Annotated in this window: 12 protein-coding genes; 2 read left to right on the top strand and 10 right to left on the bottom strand. The window is 63.5% G+C overall.

Annotation, left to right across the window (positions count from 1 at the left end):
- Positions 1–74: 74 nt before the first annotated feature.
- The 10 genes from ACTIGC_RS01750 to ACTIGC_RS01705 form a co-directional block, all read right to left on the bottom strand.
- The gene (locus ACTIGC_RS01750) at positions 75–1,799 is read right to left on the bottom strand and encodes a carboxylesterase/lipase family protein (RefSeq protein ID WP_439632771.1); all 1,725 of its coding nucleotides are present in this window, start codon (positions 1,797–1,799) and stop codon (positions 75–77) included.
- A gap of 75 nt (positions 1,800–1,874) precedes the next feature.
- On the bottom strand, positions 1,875–4,565 hold the full coding sequence (leuS, locus tag ACTIGC_RS01745; RefSeq protein WP_439632770.1) for a leucine--tRNA ligase: 2,691 nt from the start codon (positions 4,563–4,565) through the stop codon (positions 1,875–1,877).
- A 101-nt stretch (positions 4,566–4,666) separates the two neighbouring features.
- The gene (leuD, locus tag ACTIGC_RS01740) at positions 4,667–5,245 is read right to left on the bottom strand and encodes a 3-isopropylmalate dehydratase small subunit (RefSeq protein WP_439632769.1); all 579 of its coding nucleotides are present in this window, start codon (positions 5,243–5,245) and stop codon (positions 4,667–4,669) included.
- Entirely contained in the window at positions 5,235–6,668 is a 1,434-nt protein-coding gene (gene leuC, locus ACTIGC_RS01735; RefSeq protein WP_439632768.1) for a 3-isopropylmalate dehydratase large subunit, read from the bottom strand. Before leuC ends, leuD begins: the two co-directional genes overlap by 11 nt.
- Positions 6,646–7,620, bottom strand: coding sequence for a branched-chain amino acid transaminase (locus ACTIGC_RS01730; RefSeq protein ID WP_439632767.1), 975 nt, complete (start codon positions 7,618–7,620; stop codon positions 6,646–6,648). The genes leuC and ACTIGC_RS01730 overlap by 23 nt, the downstream gene beginning before the upstream one ends.
- 10 nt (positions 7,621–7,630) lie before the next feature.
- Positions 7,631–9,232: a 2-isopropylmalate synthase gene (locus ACTIGC_RS01725; RefSeq protein WP_439632766.1), complete on the bottom strand. Its 1,602-nt coding sequence runs from the start codon at positions 9,230–9,232 to the stop codon at positions 7,631–7,633.
- On the bottom strand, positions 9,229–9,489 hold the full coding sequence (locus ACTIGC_RS01720) for an ACT domain-containing protein (RefSeq protein ID WP_439632765.1): 261 nt from the start codon (positions 9,487–9,489) through the stop codon (positions 9,229–9,231). Before ACTIGC_RS01720 ends, ACTIGC_RS01725 begins: the two co-directional genes overlap by 4 nt.
- Before the next feature lie 3 nt (positions 9,490–9,492).
- Positions 9,493–11,190, bottom strand: a complete 1,698-nt coding sequence (gene ilvG, locus ACTIGC_RS01715; protein ID WP_439632764.1) for an acetolactate synthase 2 catalytic subunit — start codon at positions 11,188–11,190, stop codon at positions 9,493–9,495.
- 18 nt (positions 11,191–11,208) lie between these two features.
- Entirely contained in the window at positions 11,209–12,225 is a 1,017-nt protein-coding gene (gene ilvC, locus ACTIGC_RS01710; protein WP_439632763.1) for a ketol-acid reductoisomerase, read from the bottom strand.
- Between the two features lie 95 nt (positions 12,226–12,320).
- Complete coding sequence (locus ACTIGC_RS01705; protein WP_170175414.1) at positions 12,321–12,461, bottom strand: hypothetical protein; 141 nt, start codon at positions 12,459–12,461, stop codon at positions 12,321–12,323.
- Positions 12,462–12,764: 303 nt separating this feature from the next.
- On the opposite strand from ACTIGC_RS01705, the gene ACTIGC_RS01700 reads away from it, so the two are divergent.
- Positions 12,765–12,911, top strand: coding sequence for a hypothetical protein (locus tag ACTIGC_RS01700; RefSeq protein WP_439632762.1), 147 nt, complete (start codon positions 12,765–12,767; stop codon positions 12,909–12,911).
- 112 nt (positions 12,912–13,023) lie between these two features.
- A complete protein-coding gene (locus tag ACTIGC_RS01695; RefSeq protein ID WP_439632761.1) occupies positions 13,024–14,805 on the top strand; it encodes a homoserine dehydrogenase in 1,782 nt (593 codons plus the stop codon).
- Positions 14,806–14,829 lie beyond the last annotated feature (24 nt).

Raw genomic sequence — 14,829 nt, 5'->3', positions numbered from 1 at the left:
GGCGCCTTGCCTCCGAACCCTCTGCCTGAAGAAAAGTGAACACTGTTCACTTCACTCTGGCAAGAGCCTCCAGGCTAGCCGCAATTCAGCCGCTGGCGCATGGTATCCAGACTGCCGCGCGGACGCCAGGCGGCGATAGCCTCAACCACCGCGCAGCGCTGGGCATCATCCAGGCGGGTATCGGCGGCGAGGTCAGCCTCCAGCGCCTCGAAACTGTCCGTGCCCGTGATGAGCTCCTGTCCATTATCGTCCGGGCTGTCGAAACGCATCAGCAGGCCGTCAGCATTCCACCGCTCCCAGCTTGGCAGGTTGGTCGGCCCGCCCGTGCCGGGCTCGCCTGTGCGGGCAAACTCGGCCCAGTAGGCACCCATGGCAGCGGCCAGCGCTTCGCGCCCGCCGGCATTGTTGTTGTTGAACATCGCACCATCCAGACGCCCGAAGAAATCGAAATGGTTAAAGACGAAGGGTATCTCCATCGCATGGGCTGCGCCCAGCAGATGGGAGAGGTCCATCACGAACAGGGCACGGCCCTGCTCATCCCAGTCAAACCGGTAGGCCCAGACATCGCGATGGCCGCCGGACTGCATGAGGCTGGCCGCCTGATCGACCGCCAGAATGCGCCAGGTGCGGCTTTGATACTCCGCTATGGTGTCGTAGAATTGCGCATCGCGGCTGATCAGGATGACGCCGAAATAGCGCTTCACGAGATCGTCCCGGAACGCGTTGAACAGCTTCATCTCGTCCCGGTTGGTGCCGGTGATGACCGGCACGGCATTGAACGTGTCGGGCGAAGCAAACGCGTTGGCGAGGCCATCACGCGGTATCGTCACCCCGTCCTCGATCATGCGCGGAAGGTTGAGAAAGGGCGCGCCATCCTCCCCGCGATAGGCGTTGAATACGGTTTCCAGATCGGCGCTGCGCAGGGCGTCGGCAGTATAGCCGTCTCCGGCTATACGCAGAGCGATGTCCGCTGACGTATTGGACTGGCCAGGTTCGGCGCCGCTGGCCACTTCCCAGCTGACACTGTCAAAGCTGCCCGACTGAATGATGGCGCGGTGAAACAGGCCGGACGCCAGCGGGGAGGCGAGCAGGCCCGCCACATTATGCCCGCCTGCGCTTTCGCCGAAAATGGTCACATTGCCGGCATCACCACCGAACTGGGCGGCGTTCTCCCGCACCCATTCGAGTGCGGCGATCTGGTCCAGAAGCGCGAAATTTGCCGCCGCATCGCGCGGGTCCGTGGCATCACTGCGAATGGCGTCATGGGCGAAGAAGCCCAGCCCGCCGAGCCGGTACTGGATGGCGATCACCACCACATCCTGATCCTTGGCCAGCTGCGCGCCATCATACTGCCCGGCAAAGCCCCATACATTGGCTCCACCATGAATCCACACCATCACGGGACGCGAGGCGTTGTCCGCGCTTGCCCCTTCGGGCGCGTAAATGTCGAGGCGCAGGCAATCCTCGCTGCCGACCAGCTGGCCGGGCAATACGCCAGACGAAGCCTGAAGGGCGCTGGTAAATTGCGGGCAGGGCTCAGGATGGTCCAGCGCCTCGAAGCGGCCATTGAAGGCCGGGGCGGGGCGCGGTGCGCGCCAGCGCAGATCGCCTTCGGGCACAGCCGCAAACGGCACACCGCGCCAGGCCCAGGCGCCGGGCGAATGCTGGAAGCCGACCAGCTCGCCTTGCTCAACCGTGCGAAGGGTTGCCTCCAGCGGTTCGGGCGGGCGCTGTTCCGCGCTGCCTGTACAGGCCGATACCGCCAACGCGCCCAACACACCTAGCCAGATATGCCGCATGAAACCCTCCCCGATATTTGCATCTTTAACGGAGAGGGTAGCCTGTGTTTGAGGACCTGCAAGCAGGTTATGGCGCTATCCCATCTTTGGTATGTTCACCAGCCGCACCCAGCCGGTTTTCTTGTCGCGCACAACAATGATGCGGGCCGGATCAAGCCCTGCAACATCGCGGCCCGTCTCCTTCAGCATGGCGATGGAAGCATCCCTCACCAGCCCATCATCCGCCTGCGGAGCAAGATGCACAGAGCCGCGCTTCTTGCCGCCCTCCTGCACCACGATCTCGATTGTTTCGACCGCAGCTCGCAGCATGTCGGCATCAGCCTTTGGCCAGTCCGCATGGAAGACACTGCCCGCCTGGCCGGCGCGTTCCCACAGCTCCTCGGCCATGTGCGGGGCGAAAGGCGCCAGCACACGCAAGAACGTCAGAAGGCCGTCCCTGGTGACAGGCTGACCTTCTACCGCATTGAGGAATTTCATCAGCTCGGCAATCGCGGTGTTGAGGCGGAGATTGTCGAGATCCTCGGTCACGGCTTCGACCAGCTTGCCGGTGGCGATAGTGACAGCTGAGCTTTCAGACTCAGCCGGGCTGGCAATGCCCGATACGGCGTAATTCCAGACCCGGCGCAGGAATTTGAGCGAGGCGGCGGCCTTCTCGGTCTCCCAGACGCGCCCGCCCTCGACCGGCCCCATGAACATCAGGCAGACACGAAACGCATCCGATCCGTATTGCGCTACCACATCGTCTGGCGTCACCACATTGCGCAAGGATTTCGACATCTTCGCGCCAATGCGCTCAACCCTGTCACCTGTCGGCACGTGGACAAACTCGCCCTCGCCGCGCTCCTCAACCTCGTCCACGGGCAGGATAACGCCGCGCGCATTCTGATAGGCGAACGAGGTCAGCATGCCCTGATTGACAAGCTTGCTGAACGGTTCGGCCGTCGAAATGACGCCCAGATCGTGCAAGGCCAGATACCAGAAGCGCGCATAGAGCAGGTGCAGCGTCGCATGCTCGGCGCCGCCCACATAGAGATCAACCGGCCCCCACGCTTTCTCCTTAGACGGATCAACCGGCGCATCAGTGTTCTTCGGGTCCATGAAACGCAGCGGATACCAGCACGAGCCGGCCCATTGCGGCATGGTATTCAGCTCGCGCCGCCCCTTCATGCCGGTCTTGGGATCGGTCACCTCCACCCAGCCAGCCGCGCGCGCAAGAGCCGGCGCGTCATAGCTCGTCGGCTTGTAGTCATCGACATGGGGCAGGGTCAGCGGCAGCTCTGACACATCAAGGCTGGTGCGCGTGCCATCTTCCCAGTGAATGATCGGGATTGGCTCGCCCCAATAGCGCTGACGGGAGAATATCCAGTCACGCAGATTATAGCTGACAACACGCCTGCCGAGGCTGCGGGCGGTGAGGAAGTCGGCAACCGCCTCGCGCGCATCGCGCCAGCGCTGACCTGCGCTGTAGAGGCCGGCCTCGGTCCCGGCTGGCGGGTCGAGCATGATGCCGTCTTCGGTCCAGCAGGCTTCGCCTTTGAGCACGGCCTCGCGCACAGGGACATCCGCACCCGGATCGATAACGGGGACCACAGGCAGGCCATACTTCTTCGCGAAGGCAAAATCGCGCTCGTCATGGGCTGGCACGCCCATCACCGCGCCGGTCCCGTAATCGGGCAGCACATAGTCCGCGACGAAAATCTGCACTTTCGCACCCGACACGGGGTTGATGGCGATGAGACCTGAAGGCACGCCTGTCTTCTCGGCGTCCACCGTGCGGTCGAGATCAGACTTGCGCGCTGCCGCCTCGCAATAGGCGTCCACCTCTGCGCGATGGCTGGCAGGCACCAGGCTGGCGACCAGCGGGTGCTCCGGCGCAAGCGCGAGGAAGGTGACGCCTGCGAGCGTATCGGCGCGCGTTGTAAACGTGGTGACGGTTTCGCCTGAGCCATCAATCGCAAAGCGGATTTCGACGCCTTCAGACCGGCCGATCCAGTTGCGCTGGCTGTCCTTGATGCCTTCGGGCCAGTCGAGCCCCTCAAGCCCTGCCAGAAGACGCTCCGTATAGGCTGTAATGCGCATCTTCACCTGGCGGATCGGCACGCGCACGACGTCAAAACCCTGCTCGGACTTGCCGTCGAACACCTCTTCATTGGAGAGGATAGTGCCAAGCTCCGCGCACCAGTTCACCAGCGCATCGTCGAAATACACCAGACGGCGCGCATCCTGATATTCCTGAATGGCCAGCTTGCCTGCGGCCTTCACATCATCGGGGATGGGCAGTTCAGCGATAGGACGGGCCTTGTTCTGGTCCTTGTCGAACCAGGCCTCGTACATCTGCACGAAGATGAACTGCGTCCATTTGTAATAGTCCGGCTTTGAGGTCGTGATCTCGCGGTTCCAGTCATAGCCCAGACCCAGCAGATCCATCTGGCGGCGGAATGTCTTGATATTCTTGGCGGTGGAGACTTCCGGGTGCTCGCCCGTCTTTATCGCGTGCTGTTCGGCGGGCAGGCCGAAACTGTCCCAGCCCATGGGATGGAGCACGTTAAAGCCCGCCATGCGCTTGTAGCGCGCCACGATGTCGGTCGCGAGATAGCCCACCGGATGGCCAACATGCAGGCCTGCGCCCGACGGATAGGGAAACATGTCGAGCACGAAAAAGGTCTTGTCGCCGGGCTTCGGGTCCGGCGTGCGATACGTGTCCCGCTCAGCCCAGAGCTGGCGCCATTTGGTTTCAATCGCGGTGAAATCGTAGGTCTCGGACACGGGCGGGCAACCTTCCTTGAAAACAGGCGAAGCGGCGGATGAACCGCCGCTTCTACTAGGCTCCAGCGTTTCTGGCAAAGCCCCGTCGGGCAGCGCCTGTCTCAGGCCGCGCTGGCCTGCTCGAAGCGGGTAATGGCATCCTCGCGCGCCAGTAGGAAGCCCAGCGCATCATGGCCTTCAATCAGGCAGGTGCGCGCAAACGGCTCCAGCGTGAAACCGGCCCGCACATTGCCGCTGGTCACGCTCATATCGGCAAGGCTGACAACCACTTCCTCGCCGTTTCGCTCCAGAAACGCTGCGTGCGCCTCAGCATCAATCTCGGCCACGACCAGCCCGTTATTGGCAGCGTTCGCCTTGAATATGTCGCCTGCGCGCGTGGTGATGACCGCGCGCACGCCGAAATCGCGCAAGGCCCAGGGGGCATGCTCGCGCGAGGAGCCGCAGCCGAAATTATCGCCTGCGATGAGGACAGAATGGGTCTCTGTCTCAACCTTGTTGAGCGGGTGATCGGTGCGGTTTCCAGCCCCGTCGAAACGCCAGTCGCGAAAGCAGGCATCGGCCAGCGCGCCGCGCTCTGTCGTGGTCAGGAAGCGCGCCGGGATGATCTGATCGGTGTCGATATTGTGCTCTTGCAAGGCAAAGCTGCGCGAGCGGATTTCGGTTATGGGTTCACGCTGCACCACACATCTCCATCATCTTTCGCGGATCGGTAATCGCACCGGCCACAGCCGCAGCCGCAGCGGTCGCCGGGCTTGCCAGCACGGTGCGCACGCCGGGGCCCTGACGGCCGGCAAAGTTGCGGTTGGAGGTCGAGACGACCAGCTCTCCCGGCCTGCCGCTATCGCCATTCATGGCGATACACATGGAGCAGCCAGGTTCGCGCCATTCCGCCCCTGCGGTGCGGAAGATCGCATCCAGCCCCTCGGCCTCTGCCGCCTTGCGCACGCGTTCAGAACCGGGAACAACCAGCATGCGCACGCCGGGCTTCACATGGCGTCCAGCCATGATGAAGGCGGCCTCACGCAAATCGGACAGGCGCGCATTGGTGCACGAGCCGACAAAGACGGTGTGCACCGCTTCGCCCATCAGCGTTTCGCCTGGCGTAAAGCCCATCCATGCGAGCGCCTTCACATCATCGGCCGTTGCGGGCGCCGGAACCATCGCGTCCACGGGGGCAGCCATGTGGGGGGATGCGCCCCAGGTGACCATGGGGGCAAGGCGGCTGGCATCGAGACGCACCTCGCGGTCGAAATGTGCGCCATTGTCGGAGCGCAATTGCTTCCATTTCAGGCGCGCCGCCTCGAAGGCCGCGCCCTTGGGCGCATACTCCCGGCCCGACAGCCAGGCGAACGTCACCTCATCGGGCGCGATCAGACCAGCGCGCGCGCCCGCCTCGATCGACATGTTGCAGACCGTCATGCGCCCTTCCATGGAGAGCGCCTCGATGGCCGGGCCGCAATACTCAATGACGTGGCCGGAGGCACCGCCCGCGCCGAGCTTTGCGATGATCGCAAGGATCAGATCCTTGGCACCCACCCCGTAGGGCAGGCGGCCATCGACATGGACTTTCATCGTCTTCGGCTTGCGCTGGAGCACGGTCTGGGTGGCCAGCACATGGGCGACTTCGGTGGTGCCGATGCCAAAGGCCAGAGCGCCAAATGCGCCATGAGTGGAGGTATGGCTGTCACCGCAGACAATGGTCATGCCGGGCTGGGTCAGGCCCAGCTCCGGCCCCATCACATGGACAATACCCCGGTCTGAACTGCCCCAGCCCGCCAGCGGAATCCCGTGGCGGGCGCAGTTTTCCTCCAGACGCTCCACCTGCGCCTTGGCCGCCGGGCTGATATAGGCCGGGCGCTGGCCTTTCCTGCGCGGCGTGGTGGGTGTGGAATGGTCGAGCGTGGCGAAGGTGCGTGACGGCACACGCACCTTCAGCCCCCGCTCGTCCAGCATCGCGAAAGCCTGCGGGCTCGTCACCTCGTGCACAAGGTGAAGATCAACATAGAGCATGGCCGGTGCCTCAGGGCTTTCCGGCATGACGATATGACTGTCCCACAGCTTGTCGAACAGTGTGCGCGGTTCAGACGGCGATGCGCGTTCCATTTCCGGCTTCCTTGTCAGTAGTGGTGGCGGGAACCGGCTCCAGCCAGTTCCAGCGGTCGGGCGTGCGCCCCTCAAACAGGCCGAAGAAACGGTCCTGCAGGCATTTGGTGATCTCGCCGGGGCCGCCTGCACGGGTCGGCTTGCGGTCGACCGAGCGCACCGGGGTCAGCTCGACCGCCGTGCCAGTGAAGAAGATCTCGTCGGCGAGGTAGAGAATCTCGCGCGGCAAAGCCTGCTCGACGACTTCAATGCCTTCGGCCTTGGCCAGCTTGATAATGCTGTCGCGGGTAATGCCCTGCAGGATGGACGAGGCCGCCGGTGGGGTGAGGATGCGGCCATCTTTAACCGCGAAAATGTTCTCGCCCGCGCCTTCAGAGAGGCGGCCCTCCGTATCAAGACCAATGCCTTCGGCAAAACCGTTCAACTTCGCTTCGCGCGAGATGAGGAAGCTGGAAAGGTAGTTGCCGCCGGCCTTGGCACCGGTCGGGGCCGTGTTCGGCGCAAGCCGGTTCCAGGAGGAGACGCAGACATCCACGCCCTTGGTGCGGCCCTCGTCTCCAAGATAGGCACCCCAGGGGAAGGCGGCCATATAGATCTCAACCGGCGGCAGGGTCAGCGGCGCAACACCGATCGATCCATAGCCCAGGAATGCCACAGGGCGGATATAGGCCGAACGCAGATTATTGGCGGCCACCGTATCCAGACAGGCTTTGGTCAGCGCCGCCGCATCGTAGTCGAGCGAAATGCCGTAAATCTTCGCCGAATCCACCAGGCGCTGCATATGGTCATGCACGCGGAAACCCATCGGCCCGTCCGGCGTGTCGTAGACGCGGATACCCTCAAACAGCGAGGTACCATAGTGCAGGGCGTGGGTGAGCACATGCACCTTGGCATCCTGCCAGCGTATAAGCTGGCCGTTGTGCCAGATGTGTTCGACTTCCTGAATGCTCATGGGCGTATTCCTATTCTGCTGCGACACCATTGGCCGCTGGATGATCGGAGCCATTGTCCGCGCGATGGCGGGCGACGGCGCTGGCATTGCACAACGCGTCTATATACGCGCCAACACAGGCCGGCAGGATATCGCGATTGCGTGCGCGGCCGGTAAAGCTTTCACCGCAGCTCGACACGGTCATGTCGATCAGCACGTCAGCGGCCTGACCCGCCTTGCCAGCCTCGTCAGCTTCGGCCGCGATGTAGCGCATGTCGATGGAGTCGACGCTGCCCTCGATACCGATGATATGGCTGACGGCCAGAAACGCCGCGTCCATGGCGCCAGGCGCTGCAGCGACATCTGTCACACGCCCCCGGCGGGGATGGTTGAGTTCCACACGCGCCACCGGCTCGGCATTGGAGGCCAGAGGAGCGCGGATCTCGACCCTCGACAGCTCCCACAGCTCGTCATCGGACGCGCCTTCACTGCGCGACAGGATAGCGGCGAGGCGCGCGGTATCGACGGTACCGATCTCGTCAGCGACACGCTTGAACTCGGCAAAGGCGCGCGCGAAGGCCTCGTCATCCAGCTTGAAGCCCAGCTCGGCGGCGCGGGCCGCCAGCGCGTGCTTGCCCGAATGCTTGCCCAGTACCAGCGAGCTGGATGGCCAGCCGACATCTTCCGGCTTCATGATCTCATACGTTTCACGGTTCATCAGCATGCCGTGCTGGTGAATGCCAGCCTCATGGGCGAAAGCGTTGGCCCCCACAATCGCCTTGTTGCGCGGCGGCAGGGTGGAAGTGATGCGCGACAGGGTACGGCTGGCAGTCATGATCTCACGCGTTTCAATGCCCGTAGCGACGCCCGTAGCATCGCGCCGTGTACGGATCGCCATGACAATATCTTCCAGCGCGGCATTACCGGCCCGTTCGCCAATACCGTTGACGGTGCACTCCACCTGACGCGCTCCTCCGCGGATCGCCGCCAGAGAGTTGGCAACCGCCAGGCCCAGATCATTGTGGCAATGAGCCGAGAAAATCACATCGTCATCGCGGCTGACTTTCTTGCCCAGCATACGGAAGAGCTCATAGATCTCGTCTGGCGTCGCATAGCCGACCGTGTCGGGTACATTGAGCGTGCTGGCCCCTGCAGCAGCAGCGGTAGACAGGGCCTCAACGAGGAATCCCGGCTCCGTCCGGATCGCGTCCTCGGCGGAAAACTCCACATCATCGCAATAGGTGCGGGCATGAGCGACCATGTCGGCAATGGCAGAGAGTATTTCCGCCGGGGTCATTTTCAGCTTGAATTCGCGGTGGATCGGGCTGGTGCCGAGGAAGACATGGATGCGCTTTTTCGGCGCGGCCTTCAGGGCCTCTGCCGCCGCATCGATATCGGCTTTCGACGCCCGTGCCAGCGAGCAGATGCGCGGGCCTTCAATCTCGGCAGCGATGCGGGCAATGGCCCTTGCGTCACCGGGCGAGGCGGCTGCAAAGCCAGCCTCGATGACATCGACATTCAGAGCGGCCAGCGCTCTGGCCATAGACAGCTTGCCCGCCTCGTTCATCGAAAAGCCGGGCGCCTGCTCGCCATCGCGCAAGGTCGTATCAAATATGGTGATCTGCCGGGTCATGACGCAGCTTCCAGTCTGGGCGAATCCATCCGCTCACTGACAGAGGTCACACCATACATGCGTGCGATTTGCGCTTTCAGGGTTTCAATCCGGCGCGGGCCCGGGCGCGGCCGCACTGTCATGGTCAGCCTGTGCGTTGTGCTGGCGGGCGCATAGTTTACTGAATCCAGCTCATAGCCCCGGCGCTCCACAAGGCCAATAAGACGCACCACGGCCCCTTCGGCGGGCAGGAAATCGATATCGATCTGTGTGGTCATGGCTCAGGCCTCCATCATGTCGGAATTGGCTTTGCCCGGCGGCACAAGCGGCCAGACATTCTCACGCGGGTCGATGCGCACATGGCACAGGACCGGCCCGCGCGTGGACAGAAGACGCTCCACGGCGCCCGGCACATCGGCCCGGCGGTCCAGCGTGAACGCCTCGATGCCGAAGGCTCGGGCGAGCTCGGCAAAGTCGGGATTATCCCAGAGATCGACCTCGGAGAAATTCTCCTCGTAGAACAGCTCCTGCCACTGGCGGACCATGCCGAGCTGGGCGTTGTCGATAAGGACGATTTTCAGCGGGATGCGATAGCGGCGCAGGGTCGCCAGCTCCTGAATATTCATCATGATGGAGCCGTCACCGCTGATGGTGACAACCGTCGCATCCGGCTCGGCCAGCGCCGCGCCAATGCCGGCGGGCAGGCCATAGCCCATCGTGCCGAGCCCGGCACTGGTCAGATGGGCCTGCGGGCGCGAGAAGCGGCAATGCTGGGCCACCCACATCTGGTGCTGGCCGACATCGCAGGTGGCGATGAACTTGTCCCCGGCGGCCTCGGAAATCTGTTTGAGCAAGGCTGGCGCATAAACACCCGAACCCGGCGCGTCATAGCGGAAGGCCCAGCGCCCGGCGTTCTCCTCGCAGGTGCGCCGCCAGCCATCAATCCCGCCCGTCTGGCCGGAGAGGGCCGACAATATGGCGGCAACATCGCCCGCCAGCGCCACATCGGCGTGGCGCAGCTTGGAAATTTCCGCCGCATCGCCATCGATATGAATGACTCGGGCATTGGCCGCGAACGTGTCCAGCCGGCCCGTTGCCCGGTCGTCAAAGCGCGCACCGACGCAGATCAGCAGATCGCTGTCATGCACCGCCATGTTGGCGGCGCGCGTACCATGCATGCCCAGCATGCCGAGAAAGCCCGGCCAGTCGGTCGGCAATGCCCCAAGGCCCTTCAGCGTGGCCACGGCAGGAATGCGTGAGCGCTGGAAGAAGGTACGCAGCGCGTCCTCGGCCCCGCCCAGCGCGATACCGCCGCCAAAATAGAGGACGGGGCGACGGGCCGAAGCGATAAGACGGTCGGCAGCGGCCAACGCTTTCGCATCGAGGGGAAACACGGCCCGCGCCGCCGTCCGGCAGGCCAACGAACGGGGGGAAATGCCGTTTGCCTGCGTTACGTTCTTGGGAAGATCAATCAGAACCGGGCCAGGCCTGCATGAACTGGCAAAGCGGAAAGCCTCGGCAAATATGTCAGGGATATCGGCCGCATCGCGCACCAGCCAGGAATGCTTTACGACCGGCAGGGTGATGCCGAACGTGTCGATTTCCTGAAAGGCGTCGGTTCCCATCAAAGGTGTCGCCACCTGACCCGTGATGGCCACCATGGGCACACAGTCCATGAAGGCATTGGCCAGCCCGGTGACGAGATTGGTGGCGCCGGGGCCGGAGGTCGCCAGACAGACGCCCGGCCTGCCCGTCACCCGCGCCCAGGCATCGGCGGCGAGCGCCGCGGCCTGTTCGTGACGTACCAGAATATGCTTCAGGCTGGAGGCCGTCAGCGCGTCATAGACCGGCATGATCGCGCCGCCCGGATAGCCAAAGACATGGCTCACGCCGTGATGCTCCAGCGCGTCAATGACGAGCTGGGCACCCGAACGCGTGTCCGGCCTTGTATCCAGTTTGGGGGGCGATGCGGGCGTCATGATCCGGTTTCCTGCTTTCTACGCCTGACCGGCATTGGCGCCGGGCTGCAGCCAGCCCATACGCGCGCGCAGGCGCTCGCCGGTGTGCTCGATCGGCTGGTCGAGATCCTCGCGCAGGAGAGCTGCGTAGCGCGGCTTGCCCGCCTGATTTTCCAGCACCCAGTCGCGGGCAAAGCTGCCTGTCTGGATGTCACGCAGCACCTCGCGCATGCGCGCTCTGGTCTCGGCATTGATAACGCGCGGACCGGAAACCAGGTCGCCATACTTGGCGGTCTCGGAAATGAAAGAATGCATCTTGGCGAGGCCACCCTCATACATGAGGTCGACGATCAGCTTCAGCTCGTGCAGGCATTCGAAATAGGCCACTTCAGGCTGGTATCCGGCTTCCACCAGCGTCTCATAGCCAGCAATGACCAGCTCGCTGGCTCCGCCGCACAAAACCGCCTGCTCTCCGAAGAGATCGGTCTCGGTTTCCTCGGCAAATGTTGTCTCGATGGCGCCGCCCGCCGTGCCGCCATTGCCTGCGCAATAGGCCAGCGCCTTGTCACGCGCCTTGCCGGACGCATCCTGCCAGACGGCAAACAGGCTGGGCACGCCAGCCCCGCGCTCATACTCGCGGCGCACCAGATCGCCCGGCCCTTTGGGAGCAACGAGGATGACATCGACATCCTTGGCGGGCTGGATCTGGCCGTAGTGGATGGAGAAGCCGTGCGCCACCAGCAGGGCGTCGCCTGCGCTCATATTCGGCGCAATATCATGCGTGTAGACTGCGGCGTGAGACATATCGGGGGTCAGAAGCGCGATCAGCGAGGCGGCCGTTGCGGCGTCGCCTGCGCTCATCACAGTGAAACCGTCGCCCCTGGCTGTAGCCTCGGCCCGGCCACCAGCGCGCGCGCCAACGATCACCTCATGGCCACTGTCGCGCAAGTTGCGCGCATGGGCGCGGCCCTGACTGCCGTAGCCGATAATGGCCACCGGCCCCGGCTTTATCGCGGATGGATCGGCGTCATTGTCTGTGTAAATCCGGGCTTGCATTCTCGAGGTCTCCTTGGCGTGCGTTTGGCGCAAAAGAAAACCCCCGCTTCCGGGTGGGAGCGGGGGTTCTTGCATTTCAGGTCTTGTCTGGACCGTCAGGCAGGGACAACCGCTCCCGGTATGGGAATGGTAAGTACGATCACAAGTACAAGCGTAATGAGCCCGGTCACGGCAATCATCCGTGTCCGGGTCTCGCGCTCTGCGCGGGCAGCCATGGCAATGGCGCGGCGGCTCATACTTCTGGTTCCTTCATCAGCCGTGACGGCTGCATTTTTGTGGTGCGAAACCGATATGTCTCGCATCTGCAAAAACCGTGAGCCAAGCGCAGCAAAAGCGCAAGAGGAAATTTGACGGTCGTTGTGATTTTTATTTTTCTTGTGTTTTTTCAGCTATTTATGTGCTGGTCGAAGCCCAGTTCTGCCTGCATTTAGAAGATTTCTGGAAAATTTTGTTTGACGCCGCGTACAATTTGCACCGAAGCTGACCGGGTCTTAGCAGCCGCAGCAATGCGTTTGCCGGTCAGATGAGGAAGCAGGTCAATGTCGGCGCTTACCGCCTTCATCAGCAATGCCACTGTCCGGGCTGAAGCCCGAGCCGGCCGCGCTGTGCCTGCGCTCCAGATCACCATTACCACGACCATCATCACCACCACCGGCGGTACCGGGGGCGGAGCGGATATGGTCTGACGAGGCAGATAAACCTCACCACACCAAACCGACCCGCTCCCCACCCGGCGAGCGGGTTTTTTCATGCCTTGAACCACCCGGCCAGACTTTCAGCACCAGACAGGACACCGCCATGAAACCCCAATTGATGAAAGCCGGCGCAGCGCCTCTTTGCGTGCTCAAGTTCGGCAGTTCCGTGCTTGCATCGGAAGCCGATTACGACGCGGCAGCCCAGGAAGTTTTCCGCCATGTGCGGCGCGGCGAGAAGGTTATCGCCGTGGTCTCGGCGCTCGCCGGAGAAACCGATGCGCTGCTGGCACAAGGCGAGCTGGTTGGCGGCAGCGGGGCGACGCCCCACGCCGCCACGATGGCACGGCTTGCCAGGGTGGGCGAGCTGCGCTCCGCCGCCCTGATGGGGCTGGCCCTGGGACGGATCGGCGTTCGCACGAGCGTTCTGGACCCGCATGAAATCGGACTGGAAGCCGAAGGCGATCCGATGGACGCCAATCTGTGTGGTCTGGACAAAGGGGCGGTGGCAGACGCGCTTTGCAATCATGAAGTGCTGGCCGTACCGGGGTTCACCGCCATGCATGCCCGTTTCGGCGCGGTCACGCTCGGACGTGGCGGCACCGATCTGACGGCGGTCTTCTTTGCGGCGCAGTGCGGGGCGGCGCGCGTCCGCCTGATCAAGGACGTGGACGGCGTCTACGCCGAAGACCCAGCGGAGAATCCGGCCGCTGACCGCTACGCCGAGCTGGACTATGACGCCGCAGCACACGTCAGCGCGGGCCTCATCCAGCCCAAGGCGATTGCCGCTGCCAAGGCCGCCGGGCTGGTCGTCGAAATCGCCGCCATGGGCTCCGGCGACGCCACGCGCATCTGCAACGCGCCGGTCCGCAAGGCGGCAGCGAGGCCAGCGCGGCGTTTACGCGTTTCTCTGCTGGGTTGCGGCGCTGTTGGCGCAGGCGTGCTGGCCCATCTGCGTTCGCGGCCAGATCTATTTGAGATCAATCCCGTACTCGTCCGCAATACGGCATCGCGGCCAGGCAATGGCCCGGTACGCTTCACTGATACCCTTGATGCCGCACTCTCGGGCGAGCCGGATCTGGTGGTGGAGCTTCTGGGCGGCGCCGATCTGCCTGCGGACATCATGGCCGACGCCCTGCACCGCGGCGCCCATATCGTCACCGCGAACAAGGCGGCCCTTGCCCGCCATTATGACCGTCTGCACGCCGCCGCGCGTGACGGTGGAGCCCGGCTCTCCTTCAGCGCCGCTGTCGGTGGCGGCACACCCATTCTGGAAACACTGGACCGGCTGGCCGCCACTGGCGGAGCTGCGCGGATTGAAGGCGTGATGAACGGAACGGCCAATTTCCTCCTTGACCGGCTTGCGGCAGGCGACGCGTTCGACCGTGCGGTGAAAGAAGCGCAGCGCCTGGGGTTTGCTGAAGCCGATCCGGCAGCCGATGTTGAAGGTCATGACGCTGCCGACAAGCTGTCCCTGCTTATCCGGGCCGCTTTCGGCAAGGCGTTTGATCCCGCCGGCATACCCAAGGACTCGCTGGCCGACATTGACCCTTCAGCCGTGAAGTCTGCCCGTGACGAGGGCATGGCTTTCAAGCAGATCGGCGTTTGCGAGCTATCTGATAACGGAGAGGTGAAGGCGGAAGTTCGAGTGCGCGCGGTACCCGTGGCGCACCCGCTGGCGGGCGCCCGCAACGAGGAGAACCGATTCATCCTTGTCCGCGCAGATGGCGGCGAAATCACCCTGTTTGGCAAGGGCGCCGGACGCTGGCCGACCGCTGCAGCGGTGTTTGCAGACATCATGGACATTCATCGCGGACTGTCGGAGCCTGATCGCGCGGAACCCGCCTCATCGGCACCGTCCAGAGCGCCTGCACTGCTGAGGGCCTGACCGATGGGCGGCAAGGAAAGGATG

The sequence above is a fragment of the Glycocaulis sp. genome, assembly GCF_051859565.1.
GTDB lineage: Bacteria > Pseudomonadota > Alphaproteobacteria > Caulobacterales > Maricaulaceae > Glycocaulis.
This window is presented reverse-complemented; position numbering and strand designations above follow the sequence as displayed.